Origin of the sequence: Streptomyces sp. NBC_00513 (assembly GCF_041431415.1) — a bacterium.
Taxonomy (GTDB): domain Bacteria; phylum Actinomycetota; class Actinomycetes; order Streptomycetales; family Streptomycetaceae; genus Streptomyces.
The window spans coordinates 2,127,884-2,148,072 of sequence record NZ_CP107845.1; the positions used below are offsets into that span (position 1 = coordinate 2,127,884).

General features: G+C 72.4%; 21 protein-coding genes. 8 read left to right on the top strand and 13 right to left on the bottom strand.

What is annotated here, in order from left to right; genetic code table 11:
* The first annotated feature begins 80 nt into the window (after window positions 1-80).
* Window positions 81-3,173, top strand: coding sequence for an NACHT domain-containing NTPase (locus tag OHA84_RS10085; RefSeq protein ID WP_266972102.1), 3,093 nt, complete (start codon window positions 81-83; stop codon window positions 3,171-3,173).
* Window positions 3,174-3,260: 87 nt separating this feature from the next.
* Here the strand turns inward: OHA84_RS10085 and OHA84_RS10090 are convergent, their stop codons facing one another.
* The 4 genes from OHA84_RS10090 to OHA84_RS10105 are packed head-to-tail and all read right to left on the bottom strand — an operon-like array spanning window position 3,261 to window position 7,472.
* Window positions 3,261-4,490, bottom strand: a complete 1,230-nt coding sequence (locus OHA84_RS10090; RefSeq protein ID WP_053678613.1) for an amidohydrolase family protein — start codon at window positions 4,488-4,490, stop codon at window positions 3,261-3,263.
* Window positions 4,487-5,776, bottom strand: a complete 1,290-nt coding sequence (locus OHA84_RS10095; RefSeq protein WP_266972100.1) for an amidohydrolase family protein — start codon at window positions 5,774-5,776, stop codon at window positions 4,487-4,489. The genes OHA84_RS10090 and OHA84_RS10095 overlap by 4 nt, the downstream gene beginning before the upstream one ends.
* A 12-nt stretch (window positions 5,777-5,788) precedes the next feature.
* Window positions 5,789-6,673: an SDR family NAD(P)-dependent oxidoreductase gene (locus OHA84_RS10100; RefSeq protein WP_053678609.1), complete on the bottom strand. Its 885-nt coding sequence runs from the start codon at window positions 6,671-6,673 to the stop codon at window positions 5,789-5,791.
* Window position 6,674: 1 nt separating this feature from the next.
* On the bottom strand, window positions 6,675-7,472 hold the full coding sequence (locus OHA84_RS10105; protein WP_053678607.1) for an acetoacetate decarboxylase family protein: 798 nt from the start codon (window positions 7,470-7,472) through the stop codon (window positions 6,675-6,677).
* Between the two features lie 123 nt (window positions 7,473-7,595).
* Here OHA84_RS10105 and OHA84_RS10110 point away from each other — a divergent pair, with 123 nt between their 5' ends.
* The 5 genes from OHA84_RS10110 to OHA84_RS10130 all read left to right on the top strand — a co-directional run bounded on the left by OHA84_RS10110 (window position 7,596) and on the right by OHA84_RS10130 (window position 11,353).
* Window positions 7,596-8,276: a TetR/AcrR family transcriptional regulator gene (locus tag OHA84_RS10110; RefSeq protein ID WP_266972097.1), complete on the top strand. Its 681-nt coding sequence runs from the start codon at window positions 7,596-7,598 to the stop codon at window positions 8,274-8,276.
* A 97-nt stretch (window positions 8,277-8,373) separates the two neighbouring features.
* The gene (locus OHA84_RS10115) at window positions 8,374-9,351 is read left to right on the top strand and encodes a DEDDh family exonuclease (RefSeq protein ID WP_266972095.1); all 978 of its coding nucleotides are present in this window, start codon (window positions 8,374-8,376) and stop codon (window positions 9,349-9,351) included.
* A 64-nt stretch (window positions 9,352-9,415) separates the two neighbouring features.
* The gene (locus OHA84_RS10120; RefSeq protein ID WP_078998905.1) at window positions 9,416-9,649 is read left to right on the top strand and encodes a hypothetical protein; all 234 of its coding nucleotides are present in this window, start codon (window positions 9,416-9,418) and stop codon (window positions 9,647-9,649) included.
* Window positions 9,650-9,798: 149 nt separating this feature from the next.
* Complete coding sequence (locus OHA84_RS10125) at window positions 9,799-10,587, top strand: SURF1 family protein (protein WP_266972093.1); 789 nt, start codon at window positions 9,799-9,801, stop codon at window positions 10,585-10,587.
* 10 nt (window positions 10,588-10,597) lie between these two features.
* Complete coding sequence (locus OHA84_RS10130; RefSeq protein ID WP_266951016.1) at window positions 10,598-11,353, top strand: SDR family oxidoreductase; 756 nt, start codon at window positions 10,598-10,600, stop codon at window positions 11,351-11,353.
* 89 nt (window positions 11,354-11,442) lie between these two features.
* Here the strand turns inward: OHA84_RS10130 and amaP are convergent, their stop codons facing one another.
* The 8 genes from amaP to OHA84_RS10170 form a co-directional block, all read right to left on the bottom strand.
* A complete protein-coding gene (gene amaP / locus OHA84_RS10135) occupies window positions 11,443-11,997 on the bottom strand; it encodes an alkaline shock response membrane anchor protein AmaP (RefSeq protein ID WP_053678597.1) in 555 nt (184 codons plus the stop codon).
* Between the two features lie 4 nt (window positions 11,998-12,001).
* Window positions 12,002-12,658: a DUF6286 domain-containing protein gene (locus OHA84_RS10140; RefSeq protein ID WP_371591343.1), complete on the bottom strand. Its 657-nt coding sequence runs from the start codon at window positions 12,656-12,658 to the stop codon at window positions 12,002-12,004.
* On the bottom strand, window positions 12,541-12,933 hold the full coding sequence (locus OHA84_RS10145; protein WP_266972090.1) for a hypothetical protein: 393 nt from the start codon (window positions 12,931-12,933) through the stop codon (window positions 12,541-12,543). The genes OHA84_RS10140 and OHA84_RS10145 overlap by 118 nt, the downstream gene beginning before the upstream one ends.
* Before the next feature lie 7 nt (window positions 12,934-12,940).
* The gene (locus OHA84_RS10150) at window positions 12,941-13,126 is read right to left on the bottom strand and encodes a hypothetical protein (RefSeq protein ID WP_053678591.1); all 186 of its coding nucleotides are present in this window, start codon (window positions 13,124-13,126) and stop codon (window positions 12,941-12,943) included.
* Between the two features lie 14 nt (window positions 13,127-13,140).
* The gene (locus OHA84_RS10155) at window positions 13,141-13,572 is read right to left on the bottom strand and encodes an Asp23/Gls24 family envelope stress response protein (protein ID WP_053678589.1); all 432 of its coding nucleotides are present in this window, start codon (window positions 13,570-13,572) and stop codon (window positions 13,141-13,143) included.
* A gap of 248 nt (window positions 13,573-13,820) precedes the next feature.
* Entirely contained in the window at window positions 13,821-14,600 is a 780-nt protein-coding gene (locus OHA84_RS10160) for an enoyl-CoA hydratase/isomerase family protein (protein ID WP_053678587.1), read from the bottom strand.
* 176 nt (window positions 14,601-14,776) lie between these two features.
* Window positions 14,777-14,998, bottom strand: a complete 222-nt coding sequence (locus OHA84_RS10165) for a helix-turn-helix domain-containing protein (protein ID WP_005319113.1) — start codon at window positions 14,996-14,998, stop codon at window positions 14,777-14,779.
* 389 nt (window positions 14,999-15,387) lie between these two features.
* Entirely contained in the window at window positions 15,388-16,986 is a 1,599-nt protein-coding gene (locus OHA84_RS10170; RefSeq protein WP_266972086.1) for an ABC-F family ATP-binding cassette domain-containing protein, read from the bottom strand.
* 274 nt (window positions 16,987-17,260) lie between these two features.
* Here OHA84_RS10170 and OHA84_RS10175 point away from each other — a divergent pair, with 274 nt between their 5' ends.
* A complete protein-coding gene (locus OHA84_RS10175) occupies window positions 17,261-18,151 on the top strand; it encodes a neutral zinc metallopeptidase (RefSeq protein ID WP_266972084.1) in 891 nt (296 codons plus the stop codon).
* A 113-nt stretch (window positions 18,152-18,264) separates the two neighbouring features.
* Window positions 18,265-18,660, top strand: a complete 396-nt coding sequence (locus tag OHA84_RS10180; RefSeq protein ID WP_053678680.1) for a VOC family protein — start codon at window positions 18,265-18,267, stop codon at window positions 18,658-18,660.
* A gap of 41 nt (window positions 18,661-18,701) precedes the next feature.
* On the opposite strand, the gene OHA84_RS10185 is transcribed toward OHA84_RS10180, so the two are convergent.
* Window positions 18,702-20,162, bottom strand: coding sequence for a hypothetical protein (locus tag OHA84_RS10185; RefSeq protein ID WP_371591344.1), 1,461 nt, complete (start codon window positions 20,160-20,162; stop codon window positions 18,702-18,704).
* Between the last annotated feature and the right edge of the window lie 27 nt (window positions 20,163-20,189).

Sequence of the window (20,189 nt, forward strand, 5' to 3'; positions counted from 1 at the left end):
AGAGGTTGTTACCGATCGGTATCCATCGGTGTTACCGGCGGTTCGAGCGATGATGGCGAGGTCGAGGGGAAGGCCAGGGCATGACAGGTTTCGAGACGGTTCTCTTACGGGTCGCGGGCACGGCGGCGACCACCCTGCTGAAGTCCCTCCTCGCCCGGGCCCCCGGCGCCGGCCTGACCGCCCACCCCGCCCGTCCCGCCGGCCGCCTGCGCCGACCGACGGAACTGGGCGACCCCGAGATCCGCCGACTCACCCGCACCCTGGCCTCCCGCCTGGGCGAGGAGGCGGCCCGGCTGCCGGACCACGAGCGGTCGGCCGTGGTGGACTCGGTGGCCGACACCTTCGCCATGGTGGGCCGGCTGGACGCCGACGCCCTCTTCGCCGCGGACCTGCGACCGGCGGCCCTGGCGGCGGCGATCCCGCCGCCCCGCGCGGCGGGCCTGAGCGAGGCCGCGGAGTCCGTCCACCGCCGGCTCGTCGAACTGTGCTGCACGCACGTGGTGGAGTACGCGACCACCCTGCCGGGCTTCTCCGCCCGGGCGGACGTGGAACTGGTCCGCCGGATGGCCGAGTTGGCCCGGGCGGTGGACCGGCTCTCGCGCACCGGCGACGGCGCGGCGCTCGCCTTCGAGGAGCGGTACGGCCGGTACATCGCCGAGGCGCACGGGCGACTCCAACTGTTCGGGCTCACCTTCAGTCAGGCCCGCCGGGAGTGGCCGCTGGACCGGGCGTACATCAGCCTGGCGGTCAGCGGCGAGCGACTCCTGGAGGAACCGGGCCGGACCACCCCGATGAGCACCGAACTGGCCCTCGGCGCCTCCGAGCGGGTGCTGCTGCGCGGTCCGGCGGGCTCGGGCAAGAGCACCCTCGTGCAGTGGCTGGCCCTGAACTCCGCCCGCCGCACCTTCGGCCCCGGCCTGCGGGACTGGAACCTCCTCGTCCCCTTCGTGCTGCCGCTGCGGTCCTTCAACTCCCCCGCGGGGCTGCCGATGCCGCAGGACTGGCTGAGCGCGACCGGGGTGCCGCTGCGGGCACCGGACGGCTGGGTGGAGTCCCTCCTCTCCGCCGGGCGGGCGCTGGTCCTGGTCGACGGGGTGGACGAGGTCCCGCCCCGCCTGCGCGACCGGACGGAGACCTGGCTCCGGGCCCTGCTCATCGCCTATCCCACGGCCCGGTTCGTGATCACCACCCGCCCCTCGGCCGTCCCGGAGGACTGGCTGACCGGGCACGGCTTCTCCCCCCTGTCGCTGCTGCCCATGGAGCGGGACGGCGTCGGGGCCTTCATCACGCACTGGCACGACTCCGCCCGGGCGGAGGGCGTCTCCGGGCAGGAGCGGGAGCAGCTCGACACGTACGAGAAGTCGCTCATCCAGGCGGTGAGCACGCGCCGGGACCTCGGCCGACTGGCCACCAACCCGCTGATGTGCGCCCTGCTGTGCGCCCTGAACCGGGACCGGCGGATGCATCTGCCCCGGGCCCGCAAGGAGCTGTACGACGCCGCGCTGGACATGCTCCTGGTCCGCCGGGACACCGAGCGGGACATAGCGGGGGTCGAGGGGGTCTACCTCAGCCGGGACGAGCAGACGGTGCTGCTCCAGCGGCTGGCGTACTGGCTCATCCGCAACGGGCAGTTGGTGGCCTCCTTCGAGGAGGCGATCGAGATGGTCGGCGAGTGGCTCGACGCGATGCCGCAGGTCCGGGCGCAGGGCAGTGCGCGCCGGGTGTTCCGGCATCTGCTGATCCGCTCCGGCCTGCTCCGGGAACCGGTTCCGGATTCCGTGCAGTTCGTCCACCGCGTCTTCCAGGACTACCTGGGGGCGAAGGCGGCCGTGGAGGCGCGGGACTTCGGCGTGCTGGTGCGCAACGCGCACGAGGACACCTGGGACGACGTGATCCGGATGGCGGTCGGACACGCCAGACCCGACGAACGGGCCCACCTGCTGCGGGAGTTGCTGCGGCGGGCCGACGAGAACGAACGGGACCGCAGCCGGCTGGTGCTGCTGGCGGCGGCCTGTCTGGAGCACGCCCCCGAGCTGGACCCGGAGGTGTGGCACGAGGTGGAGACCCGTACGGCGCACCTGCTGCCGCCGCGTTCGGCCGCGCAGGCCGAGGAGCTGGCCAAGGCGGGGGAACTGGTCCTGGAACTGCTGCCGGAACCGGCCGACCTCACCGAGGACGAGGCAGCCGCGACGATCCGGACGGCCGCGCTGGTCGGCGGGGACCGGGCGCTCCAGGTCATCGCGGGGTTCCGGTCGGACGACCGGTACGAGGTGGTGCACGAGCTGTCGGACTCGTGGGGGCGCTTCCCCAACGAGGCGTACGCGGACGCGGTGCTGTCCGGGGCGCCCGTACGCGAGGGCCACCTGCACCTGCGCACGGCCGAGCAGTTGGCGACCTACGAGCGGTTGCGGCACATCCACCGGGTCCACCTGACCTGGGACGGCCCGATCCCGCCGGCGATCTCGGGCCGGCGGGACCTGGAGTGGCTGGTCATGCACCGCAATCCGGGGCTGACCGACCTGTCCCCGCTGGCCGGGCATCCGACGCTGCGCCATCTGGGGGTGTTGGACTGCCCGCAGGTGACCGGGGTCGAGGTGGTGACCGAGCTGGCGGCGGACAGCCTCGCCTTCGGCTACCTGCGGGACGGACTCTCGCTGGCCCCGCTGGCCGGGGCCGCGGGGTTGCGCTCCCTGGTCATCGGGTTCGAGCCGGAGCAGCGGCGGATCGGGGACGTCCCGGCGGCGGGGACCCTGGCCGCGCTGCACATCTGGCAGGGCGCCCGCCGGATGACGCTGGACGGGATCGACCGGTGGCCCGGGGTGCGGACGCTGACGATCGCCGGGAGCGGCCAGTACCGGCAGTTGACGCGGGAGCTGCCGCTGCCGGACCTGGACGGGTTGCAGATCCGGCATGCCGCGCCGGTGGCGATCGAGGCGCTCCTGCCCTACGAGCGGCTGACCCGGCTGACCCTGATCAGGTGTGCGCTGGAGGGGACGTTGGAGCCGTTGCGCGCGTTCCGGGGGTTGCGGCGGCTGGTGCTGAGCGAGTGCCTGGGCACGGTGGACCTGTCGCCGCTCGCGGATCTGGAGGGCCTGGTCGTCGAGGTGCACCGGGGCACGAACGTGAGCGGGGCGGAACGGATCGCGCCGGAGTGGCTCGTCCGCAGGGACTGAGCCGCTCCGGCGGGACCGCCGGTTCGCCGGACCGGGCCGATTCACCGGACCAGGCCGGTCCGGCGGGATCGGCGGGATCGACAGGATCTACCAGACCCGCACCGAGCCCCCTCGGGCGAAGGCCGGGCTGGTGGCGGCCGGGGGGATCTCCGTCAGCGGCTCGGCGATCTCCGAGACCAGCGGGCCGCACGTGGCCGCGACCGTGTCCAGCCGGGCGAGGTCGAAGCCGTAGACGCGGGCCGCGTTCCCGCCGACCATGGCGGCCACCTCCTCGCGGGGCAGGCCCGCGTAGGCGATGCGGAGGCCTTCGCGGGAGAACGGCGTGGTGCCCTCGTCGTGGGGGTAGTCGGAACCCCACATGATCTTGTCGAGGCCGATCCGGTGGCGCAGCGGGACCTCGTGGGGGCGCATGAAGCTGGCCCCCACGAAGCAGTTGTCCCGCCACACCTCGCTCGGCCCCTTGCCCATGGACCGGGCCAGACCCGCGCCGAACTTGGCCTCCGCGGTGGCCGAGGCGGCGACCAGACGGCCGTGGTAGTAGTCGAGCATCTCCATCACGCCGGGGATCCAGCCGGAGCCCTGTTCCGTCAGGACGAGCCGGAGGCCCGGGTGCCGGCGGAAGGCGCCGCCGAAGATCAGGTGCCACAGGGCGCGGTGGGAGAACCAGGTGGTCTCCACCATGAAGACCGCCCGGGCCGCCGGCTCGTCCCCCAGCGGGGGCGAGGCCGAGCCGCCGTGGTGGTTGACCGGGACCTCCAGCTCGTCGCACACCGCCCAGATGGGGTCGTAGGCGGCGGAGTACAGCTCGGGGACGCCGCTGCCCGGGGGCGCGCCCGGCAGGAGGATCCCGCCGGTCAGGCCGGCGTCGCGGGTGCGGCGGATCTCCTTCACCGCCTCGTCGACGTCGTTCAGCAGGATCTGGGTGACACCGGCGCGGCGTCCCGGGGCGTCGTCGCAGAAGTCGGCCAGCCACCGGTTGTGGGCCCGCAGGCCCGCCCAGCGCAGGGTGAACTCCTCGCGGGTGGGCGCCGGGGCCATCAGGGCGGCGGACGGGAAGAAGGGCGGGATCGTGTTCGGGAAGAGGACTTCCGCGACGATGCCGTCGGCTTCGAGTTCCGCCAGTCGGCGCCGGGAGTTCCAGTTCCGGTCGGCGGTGTCCGCGAGGAGGTCCTCGTACGGGTTCACGTACGAGGCCGCCCAGGCGTCGAACTCGTCGTGGTGGCGCTTCTCCAGGTACGGCTTGTAGTCCAGCAGGTCGGCGCCCGCGTGGCAGTCCGCCGAGACGACGGTGTAGCGGTCCTCGGCCGGCGTCGTCACGAGACCCCCAGCGTCGGAAAGTCGTGTCCGGTGAGCCAGTGCCGGCCCACCTCCCGCGAGCGGGCCCAGGAGGCACGTACGGCCGCCTGGTCGGTGGGCTGGCCGAGCTCCGTCGGGGTCGGCCCGATCCGGTGGGCGATGGGGGCGAGCCGCGCCGTGTCGAAGCCGAAGACGTCGGCGGCGGCCAGGCCCAGCATGCGGCGGGTCTCGTCGACGGGGATGTCGTGGAAGGTGTTCTTCAGCCAGGTGCGGGTGTGCGGCCAGGTCCCCTCGGGGTGCGGGAAGTCCGAGCCCCACAGGATGTTGTCGACGCCGATCTCGTAACGCTGGGCGAGTTCGCGGCGCTTGGTGTTCGTGGCGCAGATGAACACCTGGCGGTCCAGGTACTCGCTCGGCGGGCGCGTCAGCTCGGCGAAGGGCGAGAGCTTCTTGCCGCCGTGCGCGCCGAGGTAGAGGCGGTCCATGAACCACAGTTGGTTGGGCAGCCACCAGCAGCCGGACTCGGCGATGCCGAACCTCAGGCCGGGGTGGCGTTCGAAGACCCCGGACCACAGGAGGAACCACAGGGGCCGCGAGGGCCACCAGGTGACCTCGGAGACGTAGATGCCGAGGTGGTCGCCGTACTCGTGGCGGGGCGCGGCCCCCGAGTGCGTGACGACGGGCATCGCGGTCTCGGCCGCCGCCGCCCACACGGGGTCGTAGCGGCGGTCGTGGTAGGGCGCCTTGTCCACCCACATCGAGGGGATCATCAACGCGCCGAGCCCGGACTCCTTGGCCCGGTGGATCTCCGCGACCACCTCGGCGGGTTCGCCCGTGATGGGCAGCAGGGCGACGCCGCAGTGTCGTTCGGGGTTCCGGGACACGAACTCGGCGAGCCAGCGGTTGTGCGCCCGCGCGCCCGCCATGCCCAGTGCGGGGTCCTGGTCGCCGGACAGGCCCAGGCCCACGCCGAAGGGGGCGGCGGTCTGGCTGTCGACGGCGTCCGCGTCGGGGAAGACGACCTCGGCGGCCACGCCGTCGCCGTCGAGTTCCTTCAGGCGTCGGCCCACGTCCCAGCCGCCCTTGAGGCCTTCCTCGTGGTCGTGGAACCACTTCTCGGCGAAGGCCTCGTTGCGCACGCCGAGGCGGGTGGCCTCCTCGCGGCGCGCGTCGCGTTGACCGAGGAACTCGTCGAACTCGCGGTGGAAGGCGCTGTCGAGGTAGGGGCGGTACTGCTCGGTGGGCAGGCCCGCGTGGCAGTCGGAGGAGATGATCAGGTACGGGTCTTCGTACGGGGTGTCGCTCACGACGGACGCTCCTCAGTCGAGGATGAAACTTTCCAGGTAGGCGGGGTTGGCGCGGTCGAGCATCGACCGTGACCGGGCGCGGATCTGCCGGTCGCTGTGCTCACTGGCCGGGAGCATCCAGAACCGGTCGGCGAGGATGCCCTCGACGACGTGCTCGGCGACCTCCTCGACCGGGGTGAACTCCACCGCGTGGCCGGCCTCGCGCATCGCCGTCTCGTACTGGTCGAGGCTGCGGTACGGGGACTTGCGCGGCCGTTCCTTCGCGTAGCGGTCGGGCCGGTTGCGGTGCGACTCCCACAGTCCGGTGCGCAGCATGTGCGGCCCGGGGAAGAGGACGGAGGCCCCGACCCGGGCGCCCTCCGCCTTGAGGTGGGCGTAGAGCGACTCGGTCATGGTGACCACCGCCGCCTTGGTGACGGCGTACACGGAGGCGGTGGGCAGCGGGGCGATGCCGCCGTCGCCGGAGGAGGTGTTGACGACGTGGCCGGGTGCGCCGCCGGCGAGCATGCGCGGGACGAAGGCCTGGATCCCGTGGAAGACGCCCCAGACGTTGACGGAGAAGGCCCACTTCCAGTCGTTGGGTTCGTGCTCCCACATGCGGCCCTCGGCGCCGGAGCCGACGCCCGCGTTGTTGCACAGGACGTGGACGGCGCCGAAGGCCTCGTACGCGGCGTCGGCGAGGGCGATGACGGAATCCCGGTCGCTGACGTCGACGGGCCGGGCGAGGACCTCCGCGCCGTCGGCCGTCAGTTCGTCGGCGGCCTTGCGCAGGGCGCCCTCCTCCACGTCGGCGAGGACCACCTTCAGCCCCTCGGCGGCGAAGCGGCGGGCCATGGCGAGGCCGATGCCGCTCGCGGCGCCGGTGACGACGGCCACCTGTCCCGGTTCGAGTCGCATCTCAGACGCTGCCTTCCGGGGGGCCGTCGAGGATCTGCATCGGGTCGTCGTAGCGCTGGTGGACGTACGGGAGCAGGGCTTGGGCGCTGACCCGCTCGACGACCCTGCCCCGCTGGTCGGTGGTCTTCTCCCCGATGGTGATCTCCACGAGACGGCGTACGGGAAGATCCGCGACCGGGTCGAACATCGATTCGCGCAACACCACGTCACCGGTGACGTGCTCCAGTTTGCGGACCTTCTCGTTGCGGGTGCAGTGCACGAGGACGGGCTCGACGTCGAAGCCCGAACCGTCCACGGCGGGCAGGAACTTGAAGTAGAAGTCGGTCTTGGTGGCGGGTGCGGGCAGGGGCAGCGCGCGGTCCACCGCCCCGCGCACCTCGACGAAGGCGATCCCGTGCCGGGCGAGGGCGGCCCGTACGACGAGCCCGTCCCGCTCGACGGTGACCTCGCCCAGCTTCTTGGGCTCCCCGAACACCTCACGGCCGCCGACCAGGGCCCGCTCGTGCGTCATCGGCATGACGAGCGGGTACCAGCCCTCGACGCCGCCGTGCCGGGCGGCCACGGCCACGGAGCCCGCGCCGAGCGGGTAGCCGGGCAGGTCGACCTTGCTGATGTTGGCTCGTACGAGGGGCCGCTCGGCGGGCTTGAGCGGTGGCGGCAGGACGGCCGCGACCACGTCCGGGTCGCTCTCCCAGACCGCCACCACCCCGGTGGACCAGATGTCCGGGAGCTTCGAGCTCTTCTCGCGCGACGCCGCGATCTCCGCCTCGGTGCGCGCTCCGTACCGTACGCGTGCCATGGGTGTACCACCCTTCGCTGGGTTTCCCGGGGGTTCTGTAACACAGTTACACCGTCGACGATGAAGGGTAAAGACCCACGCACACACTGGAATTGACGGTCCGACAGATTGGCGGCCTCCCTCATGGCCCGAAACGCGCTGACCCGCGAGGAGGTGTTGGAGGCGGCCTCGTCGCTGGTCAGGCAGCACGGCCCGGCGGCACTCACCATGCGCAAACTCGCCGCCGAACTGGGCACGGCGGTCACCTCCATCTACTGGCACGTCGGCAACCGCGAATCGCTGCTCGACGCCCTCGTGGAGCGGACCGTCCGGGACATGGGCGCGATCCTGCCCCGCACCCCGTCCGGCGGGCCCGGCGCGGGCCGCACCCCGGCCGACCGGATCCTCTCCGTGGCCCGGACCCTGCGCCGGGAACTGCGCGAACGCCCCCACCTGATCGCGATGGTCCACGAACGAGGTCTCACCGAGCGGATGTTCCTGCCCGCCCAACAGGCCCTGGTCCACGAGGTACACGCCGCCGGACTGCGCGGGGCACGGGCCGCCGACGCGGTCCGCGCGATCCAGTTCCAGATCGTCGGCTTCCTGCTGGTCGAGCGCAACCGCGAGCGCTCGCCCGTCCAATCCCCCGCCGAGAGCGAGCTCTGGGACCCCGCCGCGGCCCCCGACGACCGGGCGCTCGCCCGGGCCCTGGCCCGCCCGGCCGACCCGGAACGGCTGTTCCTGCTCTCGGTACGGGCACTCGTGAGCGCCCTCCTGTCCCCGCCGCCGCGACCCGCGCCGGCTCGAACGGCTCGCGGCGGGTGACCTCGTCGCGGCCCTCGGGTGACCTCGTCGCCGCCCCCGGTCGACGGCCCGGGTACCCCGGCGGGGCCACGGGTGTCAGTCGGGGCCGATATCCTCTGTGACCATGCTCGACGACCGTACGACCGCAGAGACGATGTGGCCGACCGCGTACCCACAGGGGTACGCGGTCGTCGACGTGGAGACCACCGGGCTCGCTCGCGACGACCGGATAGTGTCCGCGGCCGTCTACCGGCTCGACGCGCAGGGCAACGTGGAGGACCACTGGTACACGCTGGTCAACCCGCGCAGGGATCCGGGCCCGGTCTGGATCCACGGCCTCACCAGCGCCATGCTCCAGGACGCGCCGCTCTTCGATGACATCGCCGAGGAGTTCGCGGGTCGCCTCGCGGACCGTGTGCTCGTCGCCCACAACGCCATCTTCGACTGGCAGATGATCTCCCGGGAGTACGCGCGGGCCGCCACGACGGCGCCCGTCCGCCAGCGGCTGTGCACCATCGCCCTGTCGAAGGAACTGAAACTGCCGCTGCCCAACCACAAGCTGGAGTCCCTCGCCGCGCACTTCGGCGTGGTCCAGCAGCGCGCCCACCACGCGCTCGACGACGCCCGGGTGCTCGCGGAGGCCTTCCGTCCGTCGCTGCACGCCGCCGCGCGGGACAACGTACGGCTGCCCCTGCTGGAGTGCCGGCCGTTGACGGAGTGGTCGGACACGCCGGCCGCCCCCCGGGTCGGCTACCAGGGGCCGTTCGGCGCGACCAGTTGGCGGGCCTCCCGCAAGCGGCCCGCGTGCCCCTACCCCAACCCGGGTCGGTTCGAGGACGGCAAACCCCTCAAGCAGGGCATGCGGATCGCGTTCTCCGGGGACACCTCCGTGGACCGGGAGCTGCTGGAGGACCGGGCGATCGAGGCCGGCCTGCACGTCGCGACGAGTGTGTCGCGGCTCACGAGCCTGCTCGTCACCAACGACCCCGACTCCTCGACCTCGAAGACCGTCAAGGCGAAGTCCTTCGGCACCCCGGTCCTCGACGAGGCCGCCTTCACCCACCTGCTGCGGGACGTGGCTGCGGCAGACGGGTGAGCGTCACGCGACTCGCCCGGCGCCCTCCTTCCCGGTCCGCCCGTCCGGTTCCACCCTGTGGCGCATGGCACGTTGTGAGGTCTGCGGAAACGATTACGGGATGTCCTTCGAGGTGCACGCGCAGGGCGCGGTGCACGTCTTCGACTGCTTCTCCTGCGCCATTCACCGCATGGCGCCCATCTGCGAGCACTGCCGGGTCCAGATCATCGGGCAGGGCGTCGACGTCGAGGGCCAGTGGTACTGCGGGGCGCACTGCGCCCGCGCTGCCGGAAAGGCGGGCATCGTCGATCACGTCTGACTCCGCGTCGCTCCCGACCGGTCGTCCTGGAACCCATCGGCTACCGAACCCGTCGGCCGCCGAACCCGTCGTCACCCGAACCCTCCATCCGGGCCCCGGACGGCCACCCGGCCGCCGGGGTCTTCTCGGCTGGGGGTAACGTCGAGGGCGTGTACCGCTTTGTACTGACCCGGCAGTGGGTGTGCCTGACCCTCATCGCCCTCGCCCTCGTCCCGGCGATGATCAAGTTGGGCTTCTGGCAGTTCCACCGCCACGAGCACCGGGTGGCGCAGAACGAGCTGATCGCGAGGAACCTGTACGGGAAGCCGGTGCCCGTCACCGAGCTCACCTCCCCCGGTCACACCGTCCCCCGGGCCGACTACTGGCGCGCGGTCACCGCGACGGGTACGTACGACGCGGAGCACGAGGTCGTGGTCCGCCGGCGGACCAACAACGACGACAAGGTCGGCTTCCACGTCATCACCCCGCTGGTGCTGCGCGACGGCCGGGTCGTCCTGGTCAACCGCGGCTGGGTGGCGGGCGGCGACGACGCGCGCGCCTACCCGCCGGTGCCGGCCGCGCCCAAGGGCGAGATCACGGTCACCGGTCGGCTGAAGGCCGACGAGACGAGCGGCGACAGCGGGATCAGGGACCGCAAGGGGCTGCCGGACCGCCAGGTGATGCTGATCAACAGCACGCAGCAGGCGGAATCCGTGGGCCGGACCGTCCTCGGCGGCTACCTGGAACTCACCGCACCGGTCCCGGCGAACGACAGCCCGGAGCCGGTGGGCGACCCCGACCACGACTCGATCGGCGCGCACATGGCGTACGCGATCCAGTGGTGGATGTTCACGGCCGGAGTGCCGGTGGGGTGGGTGATCCTGGTACGCCGGGAGAAGCGGGACCGCGCGGAGGCGGCGGCCAAGGCCTCCTCGGAATCGGTGCCCGCTTCGGCGTAGCGTGTCGGGCATGGATCTTGGACTGAAGGACCGTGTCTACGTCGTCACCGGAGCCACCCGCGGGCTGGGCTTCGCCTCCGCGCGCGAGCTGACGGCCGACGGCGCGAAAGTCGTACTGACCGGCCGCGACGCCGGGCGCGCGGCGGACGCCGCCGCCTCCCTGGGCCCGAACGCGGTGGGAGTGGCGGCGGACAACGCCGATCCCGCGGCGGCCGCCCGCCTCGTCGCCGAGGCCCGGGAACGCTTCGGGCGCCTCGACGGCATCCTGATCAGCGTCGGCGGCCCGGCCCCGGGCACGGCCGCGGACAACACCGACGAACAGTGGGCCGCCGCCTTCGAGTCGGTCTTCCTGGGCGCGGTCCGACTCGCGCGCGCCGCGGCGGCCGAGCTGGGCGAGGGCGGCGTCATCGGGTTCGTGCTGTCGGGCTCGGTGCACGAGCCGATCCCCGGGCTGACGATCTCGAACGGACTGCGGCCGGGACTGGCCGGCTTCGCGAAGTCCCTGTCGGTGGAGTTGGGCCCGCGCGGGATCCGGGTGATCGGGCTGCTGCCGGCCCGGATCGACACGGACCGGGTACGGGAGCTGGACGCCCTGTCCGGCGACGCGGACGCCGCCAGGGTGGCGAACGAGTCGCGCATCCCGCTGCGGCGTTACGGCACCCCGGAGGAGTTCGGTCGCACGGCGGCCTTCCTGCTGTCCCCGGCGGCCTCGTACCTGACGGGCGTCATGCTGCCGATCGACGGAGGCTTCCGCCACGGCTTCTGACGCCCGCTTCCGACGACGGCTCGCGCCCCTCGGCGTGCGGCTCGGGTCGTGCGGCTCGGGTCGTGCGGCTCGGGCGTGCGGCTCGGGTCTCAGGTGACCCGGGCCGCCCGGTGCGAGCCGACCTTGAGCCGGGCCTCCGCGGGGAGTTCGGGCAGGCCGGCCGAGGCACGGGCGTGGGCGAGGACCGGGCCGGCGAGCCCGGCCAGGGCGTCGGCGGGGACCGCGTGCGGCTCCAGTTCCAGCGCGACCCGCAGGCTCGGTGTCTCCCGGCGCCCGCGCAGCGCGACCCGGCAGCGGGCGACCCCGTCGAGTGCCCCCGCCTCGGCGGCGACCGCCGACTCCAGCGCCCGCCCGCGCAGCAGCGCGTACGCCCCGTCCCCGGTGTCCACGAGTACGGCGTCCAGTCGTGACCTGCGCAGTTGTGCCAGCAGCCACCACAGTGCGAGCAGCACGCACAGGCCCAGGCCGGCGACCAGCGCCCACCACCAGCCGTCCGCGTCCCCGTACCGGCGCCGGACCTCCGCCGCCAGCAACGGCGCGTGCCGGCCGCCGAACGGCCAGGATCCGGTCAGCGCCGTGATCCCGACAGCCAGCAGCACGGCTCCGACGATGGCCAGCAGTACCCGGTTGACCGAGCCGAGCATCGCGTCACCCTTTCCGGTTGACCCGTACGCGGGGCCCCGGCTCGTGCACGAGGCCCAGTTCCTCGATGCCGACGGCGAGCACCGCGTCCAGGTCGGCCCGTACCTCGTCCAGTTCGCGGAAGTGCGAGGTGGCCCGTACCCCGATGCGGGACCGGCCCACCTTGACCCGCACCGAGTTCACCCCGGACACCTCCATGGCCCGGTCCCGCAGGACCAGCCCGGCCGCCTTGCGCCCCAGTCCGGCCCGCATCCCCGACTCCGAGGTGCGCATCTGCAGGATTCCGCGCAGCCCCGGGGTGATCGCCAGCACCAGCAGGACCGCCCCGATCAGCGCCAGGACCCCGGCGCCGATCAGGACCTCCGGGTCGGCGGGGGTGTAGCGCTCCAGTTGGAGGGCGAGTTCCCGGCGCCAGCCCATGCCGGGCCGGTGGGCGCGTACGGCCGCCAGGTCGTACAGGAGCACTCCGGCCGCGCCGAGCACGGCCAGCGCGGTCAGCGCGGCCGGGATCCGGCGCTCGGAACGGAACCGGCGGGCACCCGCCGTCACCGCAGCCGCCGGTCCCGCCCGGCGGTTGCCGGGCGGAGGTGCGCGGGGTGCAGGTGCGCGGGGTGCAGGTGCTCGACCTCGACGGCCACCTCGGGCACCGTCATCGACGCGCACTGTTCGATGCGTTCGGCCACCCGGCGGCGGACGGCCGCGCTCTGGGCGGCGACGTCGGACGGGTAGGGCAGCTCCAGGCTCACCCGGACGCGTGCGATGTCGTGGTGGACGGTGACGGTGGCGTGTGGGGGCGCCGCCGCGTCCGCCTCGCCGACGAGCGCCTCGCGTGCGGCCTGCGCCGCGATCTTGGCGACGACCCGGTCCGCGATCCGGGTGGATCCCCGCTCGGCTGCGGACACCCGGGCCGGTGTGGCCCGCGGGGTGCTGGTGCTCATCGGGGCCTCACCTGCGCCGGTCGTCGCGTGGGCGGAACAGGTCACCGAGTTCGAGGTCGCCGTCGAAGAAACGGCCGACGATGAAGCCGATGGCGCCGAGGGCGGCGACCAGCAGAAAGGCACCGAAGCCGCCGAAGTAGCCGGCGAACCCCATTCCCATGCCGGCCAGCAGGCCGGCAACCGCCATGCTCATGCGGGTCCTCTCGGCTAGTGGAGCCTGGATTCCGGCTCGTCGTCTTCCTCGTCGGGCAGCTTGACGTCACTGACCGCGATGTTGACCTCGACGACCTCCAGGCCCGTCATGCGCTCGACCGCCGAGATGACGTTCTCGCGTACGGCCCGGGCCACGTCGCGGATCGACACGCCGTAGTCGACGACGATCTCCAGATCGAGAGCCGTCTGAACCTCCCCGACCTCCGCCTTGACGCCCCGGGACACGGAGGCTTTCGCCCCGCCGGGAACGCGGTCGCGGACGGCTCCGAAGGTGCGGGAGAGGCCGGTGCCGCTGCCCATCGCGTGGACGCCGACCACCTCGCGGGCGGCCAGTCCGGCGATCTTCTCGACCACCCCGTCGGCGATGCTGGTGCGGCCCCGTTCGGCCGGGTCCCGGTGGGAACCCCCTGCTGTGGATTCGGTCATCGTGTGTCCCTTCGCGCTTGCGGACTCCCGACCACGGTAAGCGCGAAGCGGCCCCGGCGCGCCGTGGACTGGGCCGATCGATCCACCCCCCGGCCGTCCGCCCGCCTCCCCCGGGGCCGACCACCGGGCGCCGACCGGCCCGGGGTGCGGCGGCCATCCCGCACACGCCGACGGGGCCCGGTCCCCCCGCGCGCACGGCGCCGGTGCGCGGAGGGTCCGGGCCCCGTCGGGGCGTGGAGGGTTCGGGGTCAGTCGGAGAGCCCCGCCAGGTCACGCAGACGACGCGCCTGGGCAGCGCGTTCCGCGGTGCGCTGGGCGTCGTACGGCCGGGCCGTGGCCTCCCGGAGCAGGGCCTTGGTCTCGATGACCGCGTCCCGGGGCGGGGCCAGGAGCGCGGTGGTCAGGTCCTTGACGGCCGCGTCGAGCTCGTCGACGGCGACCACGAGGTTCGCGAGGCCCACCCGCTCGGCCTCCTCGGCGTGCACGGAACGTCCCGTCGCGCAGATCTCCAGCGCGCGGGCGTAGCCGACGAGCGAGGTCAGCGGCTGGGTGCCGGCCAGGTCGGGCACCAGTCCCAGGCTGGTCTCGCGCATGGCGAACTGGACGTCGTCCGCCACCACGCGCAGGTCGCACGCGAGCGCGAGCTGGAAGCCGGCGCCGATCGCGTGCCCCTGCACGGCGGCGACGGAGATGATGTCGTTGCGCCGCCACCAGGTGAATGCCTCCTGGTACTCGGCGATGGTGCTGTCGAGCAGTTCGTCCGAACCGCGCGCCAGATCGAGGAAGGACGGCTCACCCTCGAAGCCTTCAGGGGTGAACGCCTGACGGTCGAGCCCTGCGGAGAAGGACTTGCCCTCGCCGCGCAGCACGACGACCCGAACGGTGCCCGGCAGCGACCGTCCGGCCTCCGTCAACGCCCGCCAGAGCGCGGGGGATTGAGCGTTTCGCTTGGCCGGATTGGTCAATGTCACCGTGGCGACCGTGTCGTCGACGGTGAGCCGTACGCCGTCCTTGTCGAGCAGAGCCATGTCGGTGCCCTCCGGTGTGTAGTCGGCCGCGAGCCCGGCCTAAGTGACTGCACAGTAACCACCCAGCCGACCACATGACCGACCGGGGGGTCACCGAAGGAACCGTCAAAGCCTCGGAACCGTTTGAGCAGATCGTCAAACGTCACGCATGGAGCTGTGGAGCGTCTCCGGCCGGATCAGGCCGAGGCCGCTTTCTTGCCGCGCGTCGCGCCACCGCGACCACGCAGCACGACTCCGGACTCACTGAGCATCCGATGTACGAATCCGTACGACCGACCGGTTTCCTCGGCCAGCGCCCGGATACTCGCACCGGAGTCATATTTCTTCTTCAGGTCTGCCGCGAGCTTGTCGCGCGCGGCGCCGGTTACCCGGCTGCCCTTCTTCAGAGTCTCGGCCACCCGTGCCTCCTCATGGGAAGTGCGCTCTGGACTTCTCATGATCACCCCTCCCACGCTTCCTGGCCACCCATTCAGCAAGGTCGGTGCGACGGCATTTCTCAAGGAGTGGACACGGCAGCAGAACGGAATCTTCTCTTCCGATGCATGACCTCCGTCACATTCCTTCACCTCTGAGGGGAATCAGCAGGTCAGGAGGTCGCTGCGGAAATGGCGACGGCTCCGGCCGCGTACCCGAGCGGGTAGGGCCGGAGCCGTCGAACACCGTGCGAGGGGATGAGACCGCCTCACTCAGATGATGGATCACAGGTGGGCCGAATGATCCATAAGGAACTGGATCAACGAACCGGAACCCTTCGGCGGGCCTGCGGGGCGCCGATCAGGTCAGGCGATCAGGCGAGGGCGACCAGGTCCCGGTAGTCCGGACCCCACAGGTCCTCGACCCCGTCCGGCAGCAGGATGATCCGCTCCGGCTCCAGGGCCTCGACCGCGCCCTCGTCGTGCGTGACGAGGATGACGGCGCCCTTGTACGTGCGCAGCGCGCCCAGGATCTCCTCGCGGCTGGCCGGGTCCAGGTTGTTCGTGGGCTCGTCGAGGAGCAGCACGTTCGCCGAGGAGACGACCAGCGTGGCGAGGGCCAGCCGGGTCTTCTCGCCGCCGGAGAGCACGCCCGCGGGCTTGTCCACGTCGTCGCCGGAGAACAGGAACGAGCCGAGCGTCTTGCGGACGGCGACCAGGTCCAGGTCGGGCGCGGAGGAGCGCATGTTCTCCAGGACCGTGCGCTCCGGGTCCAGGGTCTCGTGCTCCTGGGCGTAGTAGCCCAGCTTGAGGCCGTGACCGGGGACGACCGTGCCGGTGTCCGGCTTCTCGGTGCCCGAGAGCAGGCGCAGCAGCGTGGTCTTGCCGGCGCCGTTGAGACCGAGGATGACCACGCGGGAACCCTTGTCGATGGCCAGGTCGACGTCGGTGAAGATCTCCAGGGACCCGTAGGACTTCGACAGGCCCTCGGCGGTGAGCGGGGTCTTGCCGCAGGGCGCCGGGTCCGGGAAGCGGAGCTTGGCGACCTTGTCGGAGACGCGTACGGCGTCGAGGCCCGCGAGCAGCCGGTCGGCGCGCTTGGCCATGTTCTGCGCGGCGACGGTCTTGGTGGCCTTGGCGCGCATCTTGTCGGCCTGCGAGTTCAGGGCCGCGGCCTTCTTCTCGGCGTTCTGGCGCTCGCGCTTGCGGCGCTTCTCGTCGGCCTCGCGCTGCTGCTGGTAGAGCTTCCAGCCCATGTTGTAGACGTCGATCTGGGAGCGGTTCGCGTCCAGGTAGAAGACCTTGTTGACGACGGTCTCGACCAGGTCGACGTCGTGGGAGATCACGATGAAGCCGCCGCGGTAGGTCTTCAGGTAGTCGCGCAGCCAGACGATGGAGTCGGCGTCGAGGTGGTTCGTGGGCTCGTCGAGGAGCAGGGTGTCGGCGTCCGAGAAGAGGATGCGGGCCAGCTCGACGCGGCGGCGCTGGCCACCGGAGAGGGTGTGGAGCGGCTGGCCGAGGACCCGGTCGGGCAGGCCGAGGGCGGCCGAGATGGTGGCGGCCTCCGCCTCGGCGGCGTACCCGCCCTTGGTCAGGAACTCGGTCTCCTGGCGCTCGTACTGCTTCATCGCCTTGTCGCGGGTGCCTCCGGAGCCGGTGGCGATGCGCTCCTCGTTCATCCGCATCTTCTTGATCAGCACGTCGAGGCCGCGCGCGGAGAGGATCCGGTCGCGGGCCAGTACGTCGAGGTCGCCGGTGCGCGGGTCCTGCGGCAGGTAGCCGACCTCACCGGATCGGGTGATCGTGCCGCCGGCGGGCTGGCCCTCGCCCGCGAGGCACTTGGTGAGGGTGGTCTTGCCCGCCCCGTTGCGGCCGACCAGACCGATGCGGTCGCCCTTGGCGACGCGGAAGGAGGCGGACTCGATGAGGATGCGGGCGCCGGCGCGCAGCTCGATGCCGGTGGCGGTGATCACGGAAATACTCCAGGGCGGTGGGGACGGCGGAAGGGGGGCAGGACGCGCGGGACTCCGACGCCGCTAATCCGCGAGGAGATTTGCCATGGAGACATTCTAACGGGGGCGCGCAACCACTTTTCGGGCCGCCCGGCATCGATCACGCCCGGCGGCGACCCCTCGCCCGTGTCCCCCGTTCGGCGCAGGGCCCACGCCGATCAGCCGGGGCGCGTATCAGGATGAAGGGGTTGATACTCGCCGCAGGGCGGACACGAGGAATCGAGGGCGGTGCGGCATGCAGTTCGACGACGACGCCAATCTGGACACGTCCGAGGTCAAGGACGTGCGGGGCAGCCGCATCCCCGGCGGGAAGGCCACGGTCGGCGGCGGCATCGTCGGTTTGATCGCACTGATCATGGGGTTGCTCTTCGGCGTGGGCCCCGAGCAGCTGGGGCTGACCGAGGGCAACCCCGAGCCGGTGGCCACCTCCTCTTCCGCGAGCCAGGTACAGCAGGCCTGCCGCACGGGTCAGGACGCGAACACCCGTGAGGACTGCCGGCTCGTCGCGGTGGTCAACAGCACCCAGGACTTCTGGAAGCAGGAGTTCCAAAGGCGCGGGGGCCGGTACAGCCCGGCCTCGACGGTGTTCTTCACCGGCCGGGTGAACACGGCGTGCGGCGCGGCCACCTCCGCGGTCGGCCCCTTCTACTGCCCCTCCGATCGGCAGGTCTACCTGGACCTCGGCTTCTTCGAGGAGCTGCGGACGAAGTTCGGCGCGAGCGGCGGCCCCTTCGCCCAGGCCTACGTCGTCGCCCACGAGTACGGGCACCACATCCAGAACCTGACCGGCACCCTCCAGCGGGCCCAGGACGGCCGGCAGGGCGCGAACAGCAACGCGGTCAAGGTCGAGCTCCAGGCGGACTGCTACGCGGGGGTGTGGGCGCACAACGCCATGCGCACCCCGGACGAGTCCACCGGGCGCCCGCTGATCACGAAGCTGACCGACGAGGACATCAAGGACGGTCTGGACGCGGCGGCGGCGGTCGGCGACGACCGGATCCAGGAGAAGTTCCAGGGGCGGGTCACCCCGGAGTCGTGGACGCACGGCAGCGCCGAGCAGCGCCGGCAGTGGTTCTACCAGGGCTACCGGACGGGCGACATGGCCCAGTGCAACACCTTCCGCTGACTGTCGGTGGCGCCTGCCATGCTGTGTCGTGGGTCACATGCCGTCGGTGGCAGGCCGTTGGTCACGGACCCGTCCAGGCACGCAGGCGCACTGCACGAGAGGGAGTGATCGTCATGGCAGGTGTTCCGTCCGTCTACCCGACTCTGCTCTACCGCGACGCCAAGACCGCGATCCAACTGCTGACGGAGGCGTTCGGGTTCACGCGGGTCGCGGTGTACGAGGGCGAGGACGGGGCCGTGATGCACGCGGAACTGTCCTACGGCAACGGCGCGGTGATGCTCGGCAGCAAGGGCCGCGGCGGACAGTTCGACAAGGTCATGGCGGAAGCCGGGCCGACCGGGGTGTACGTGGTCGTCGACGACGTGGACGCCCACCACCGCAGAGCGGTGGAGCACGGGGTGGAGATCCTGATGGAGCCCACGGACCAGGACTACGGATCGCGCGACTACATGGCGCGCGACGCCGAGGGCAACGTCTGGAGCTTCGGGACGTACGCGCCGCAGATCTGACCCTGCGGCGCGTCCTTCGGCGCGTCTTTGTCGTACGCGGGCTACGCCCCGCCGGTGTGCACCTGGAAGGCGGCCCGCCGGACCGCCTTGGCCAGGGCGGGGTCGGGGTGGGCCGCGGCCAGCGCGACCAGGACCTGCACGGTGCGCGGGTGGCCGACGGCACGGACCTCGTCCAGCAGCCGCGGGACCGTCGTGCGGACCGCCGAGTCGAGGTGGCGGGCCAGCAGTTCGGCCTCGCCGTGGTCGGCGATGGCCGCCGCCGTGTCCACCCAGAGCCAGGTCGACTCCTCGGCCGTGAGCACGTCCTGCGCCTCGTCCGGGTCCACCCCGTCGTGCTCGGCGAGCCAGAGCAGGGCGTACGGGCGCAGCGCGGGTTCCCGTACGGCGGCGCGCACGTCGGGCTCGGCGGGGGCGCCGACCACGCGCAGGGCCTCGAAGGCGAGTCCGCGCGTCAGGGCGTCCTCGCCGCGGGCGGCCTGGAGGAGTTCACCGACGGCGTGGCCGACGGGCCGGGCGGCGAGCCAGGCCCGGTACTCGGCGCGGGCGGGCCCGGGGGTGAGGCGGGCGCAGCCGTGCAGCATCGCGGCGGCGGACTGCTCGATGTTCCCGGCGGGGCTCTGCGCGGCGACGCAGATCTGTTCCAGCTTGACCCAGACGGCCCAGCTGCCCAGGGGCGTGAGGGCGGCCTGTGCGGGGCCGAGGGTGACGGCGTCCACGGCGGCGAGGCCGCCGAGCGCCCAGCGCAGCAGCCGGGCGAGCGGAACGGGCTGCGCGGGGGCGCCCTGCGCGGGGAGGACCGCCTGCGCGGTGGCCGCGCCGGCCGTCGCCGCGTCCGGGTCGCCGTTCACGCAGGTCCCGTAGGGCACTTCGCAGCGCTCGTCGCGCAGTTCGGTGACGCGTTGGCCGAGCAGGTCCAACAGGTCCGGGACGGTCACCGGGCCGGCGGACAGCTGGAGCAGCGAGAGCAGTTGGGGCATGGCCTCGACCACTTCCGCGACGACGGCGGGGGCGATGTCGGCGGGGGCCGGGTGCACGAGGGACCAGGCGTCGAAGAGGGCGACCCAACCGCGCAGCACGGCCGTGTCGTCGCGGTCCCAGGCGCGCAGCCGCCAGCCCGGCCGGGCGTCGCCGCCGTGCACCTCGACGAGACCGGAGAGTCTGGAGCGGTCCCAGCCGACCCTGATCTGGCCGTGGGTCAGGTTCAGTTCCGCCGCGGCCCGTTCGACGTCGGCGGTCGACAGCCCCGCCGCCGGTGCGGGCCGGCCGCCGTCGCCCGCCCCGAGGTGCAGCTCGGCCCAGCGGGCCAACCGCACCGCGTCGGCGAGGGAGGCCCGGGCCCTGTTCGCCAGGTCGGCCGTGGCGGGTGTGCCCGCCGGAGGCCGGGGGGCGGGTCGGGTCCTTCGGTCGGTCACCGCCTTGCGGGCCGCGGCCACGGAACGCGGGGAGACGAGTCGGAGTCTGGAGTCGCGAGCCAACTGCTCATCAGGCTTTCGGGACGTCACGGAAGCAGTCTCGCCCGTCACTGGCCG

What these genes read in the sequence shown, in the direction of transcription:
- OHA84_RS10130 (WP_266951016.1), top strand. Translation starts at nt 10,598, where the DNA reads ATGGATCTTGGACTGAAGGACCGTGTCTACGTCGTCACCGGAGCCACC.
- OHA84_RS10110 (WP_266972097.1), top strand. Translation starts at nt 7,596, where the DNA reads ATGGCCCGAAACGCGCTGACCCGCGAGGAGGTGTTGGAGGCGGCCTCG.
- amaP (WP_053678597.1), bottom strand. Translation starts at nt 11,997, where the DNA reads ATGCTCGGCTCGGTCAACCGGGTACTGCTGGCCATCGTCGGAGCCGTG.
- OHA84_RS10150 (WP_053678591.1), bottom strand. Translation starts at nt 13,126, where the DNA reads ATGAGCATGGCGGTTGCCGGCCTGCTGGCCGGCATGGGAATGGGGTTC.
- OHA84_RS10100 (WP_053678609.1), bottom strand. Translation starts at nt 6,673, where the DNA reads ATGCGACTCGAACCGGGACAGGTGGCCGTCGTCACCGGCGCCGCGAGC.
- OHA84_RS10085 (WP_266972102.1), top strand. Translation starts at nt 81, where the DNA reads ATGACAGGTTTCGAGACGGTTCTCTTACGGGTCGCGGGCACGGCGGCG.
- OHA84_RS10180 (WP_053678680.1), top strand. Translation starts at nt 18,265, where the DNA reads ATGGCAGGTGTTCCGTCCGTCTACCCGACTCTGCTCTACCGCGACGCC.
- OHA84_RS10175 (WP_266972084.1), top strand. Translation starts at nt 17,261, where the DNA reads ATGCAGTTCGACGACGACGCCAATCTGGACACGTCCGAGGTCAAGGAC.
- OHA84_RS10160 (WP_053678587.1), bottom strand. Translation starts at nt 14,600, where the DNA reads ATGGCTCTGCTCGACAAGGACGGCGTACGGCTCACCGTCGACGACACG.
- OHA84_RS10155 (WP_053678589.1), bottom strand. Translation starts at nt 13,572, where the DNA reads ATGACCGAATCCACAGCAGGGGGTTCCCACCGGGACCCGGCCGAACGG.
- OHA84_RS10120 (WP_078998905.1), top strand. Translation starts at nt 9,416, where the DNA reads ATGGCACGTTGTGAGGTCTGCGGAAACGATTACGGGATGTCCTTCGAG.
- OHA84_RS10145 (WP_266972090.1), bottom strand. Translation starts at nt 12,933, where the DNA reads ATGAGCACCAGCACCCCGCGGGCCACACCGGCCCGGGTGTCCGCAGCC.
- OHA84_RS10105 (WP_053678607.1), bottom strand. Translation starts at nt 7,472, where the DNA reads ATGGCACGCGTACGGTACGGAGCGCGCACCGAGGCGGAGATCGCGGCG.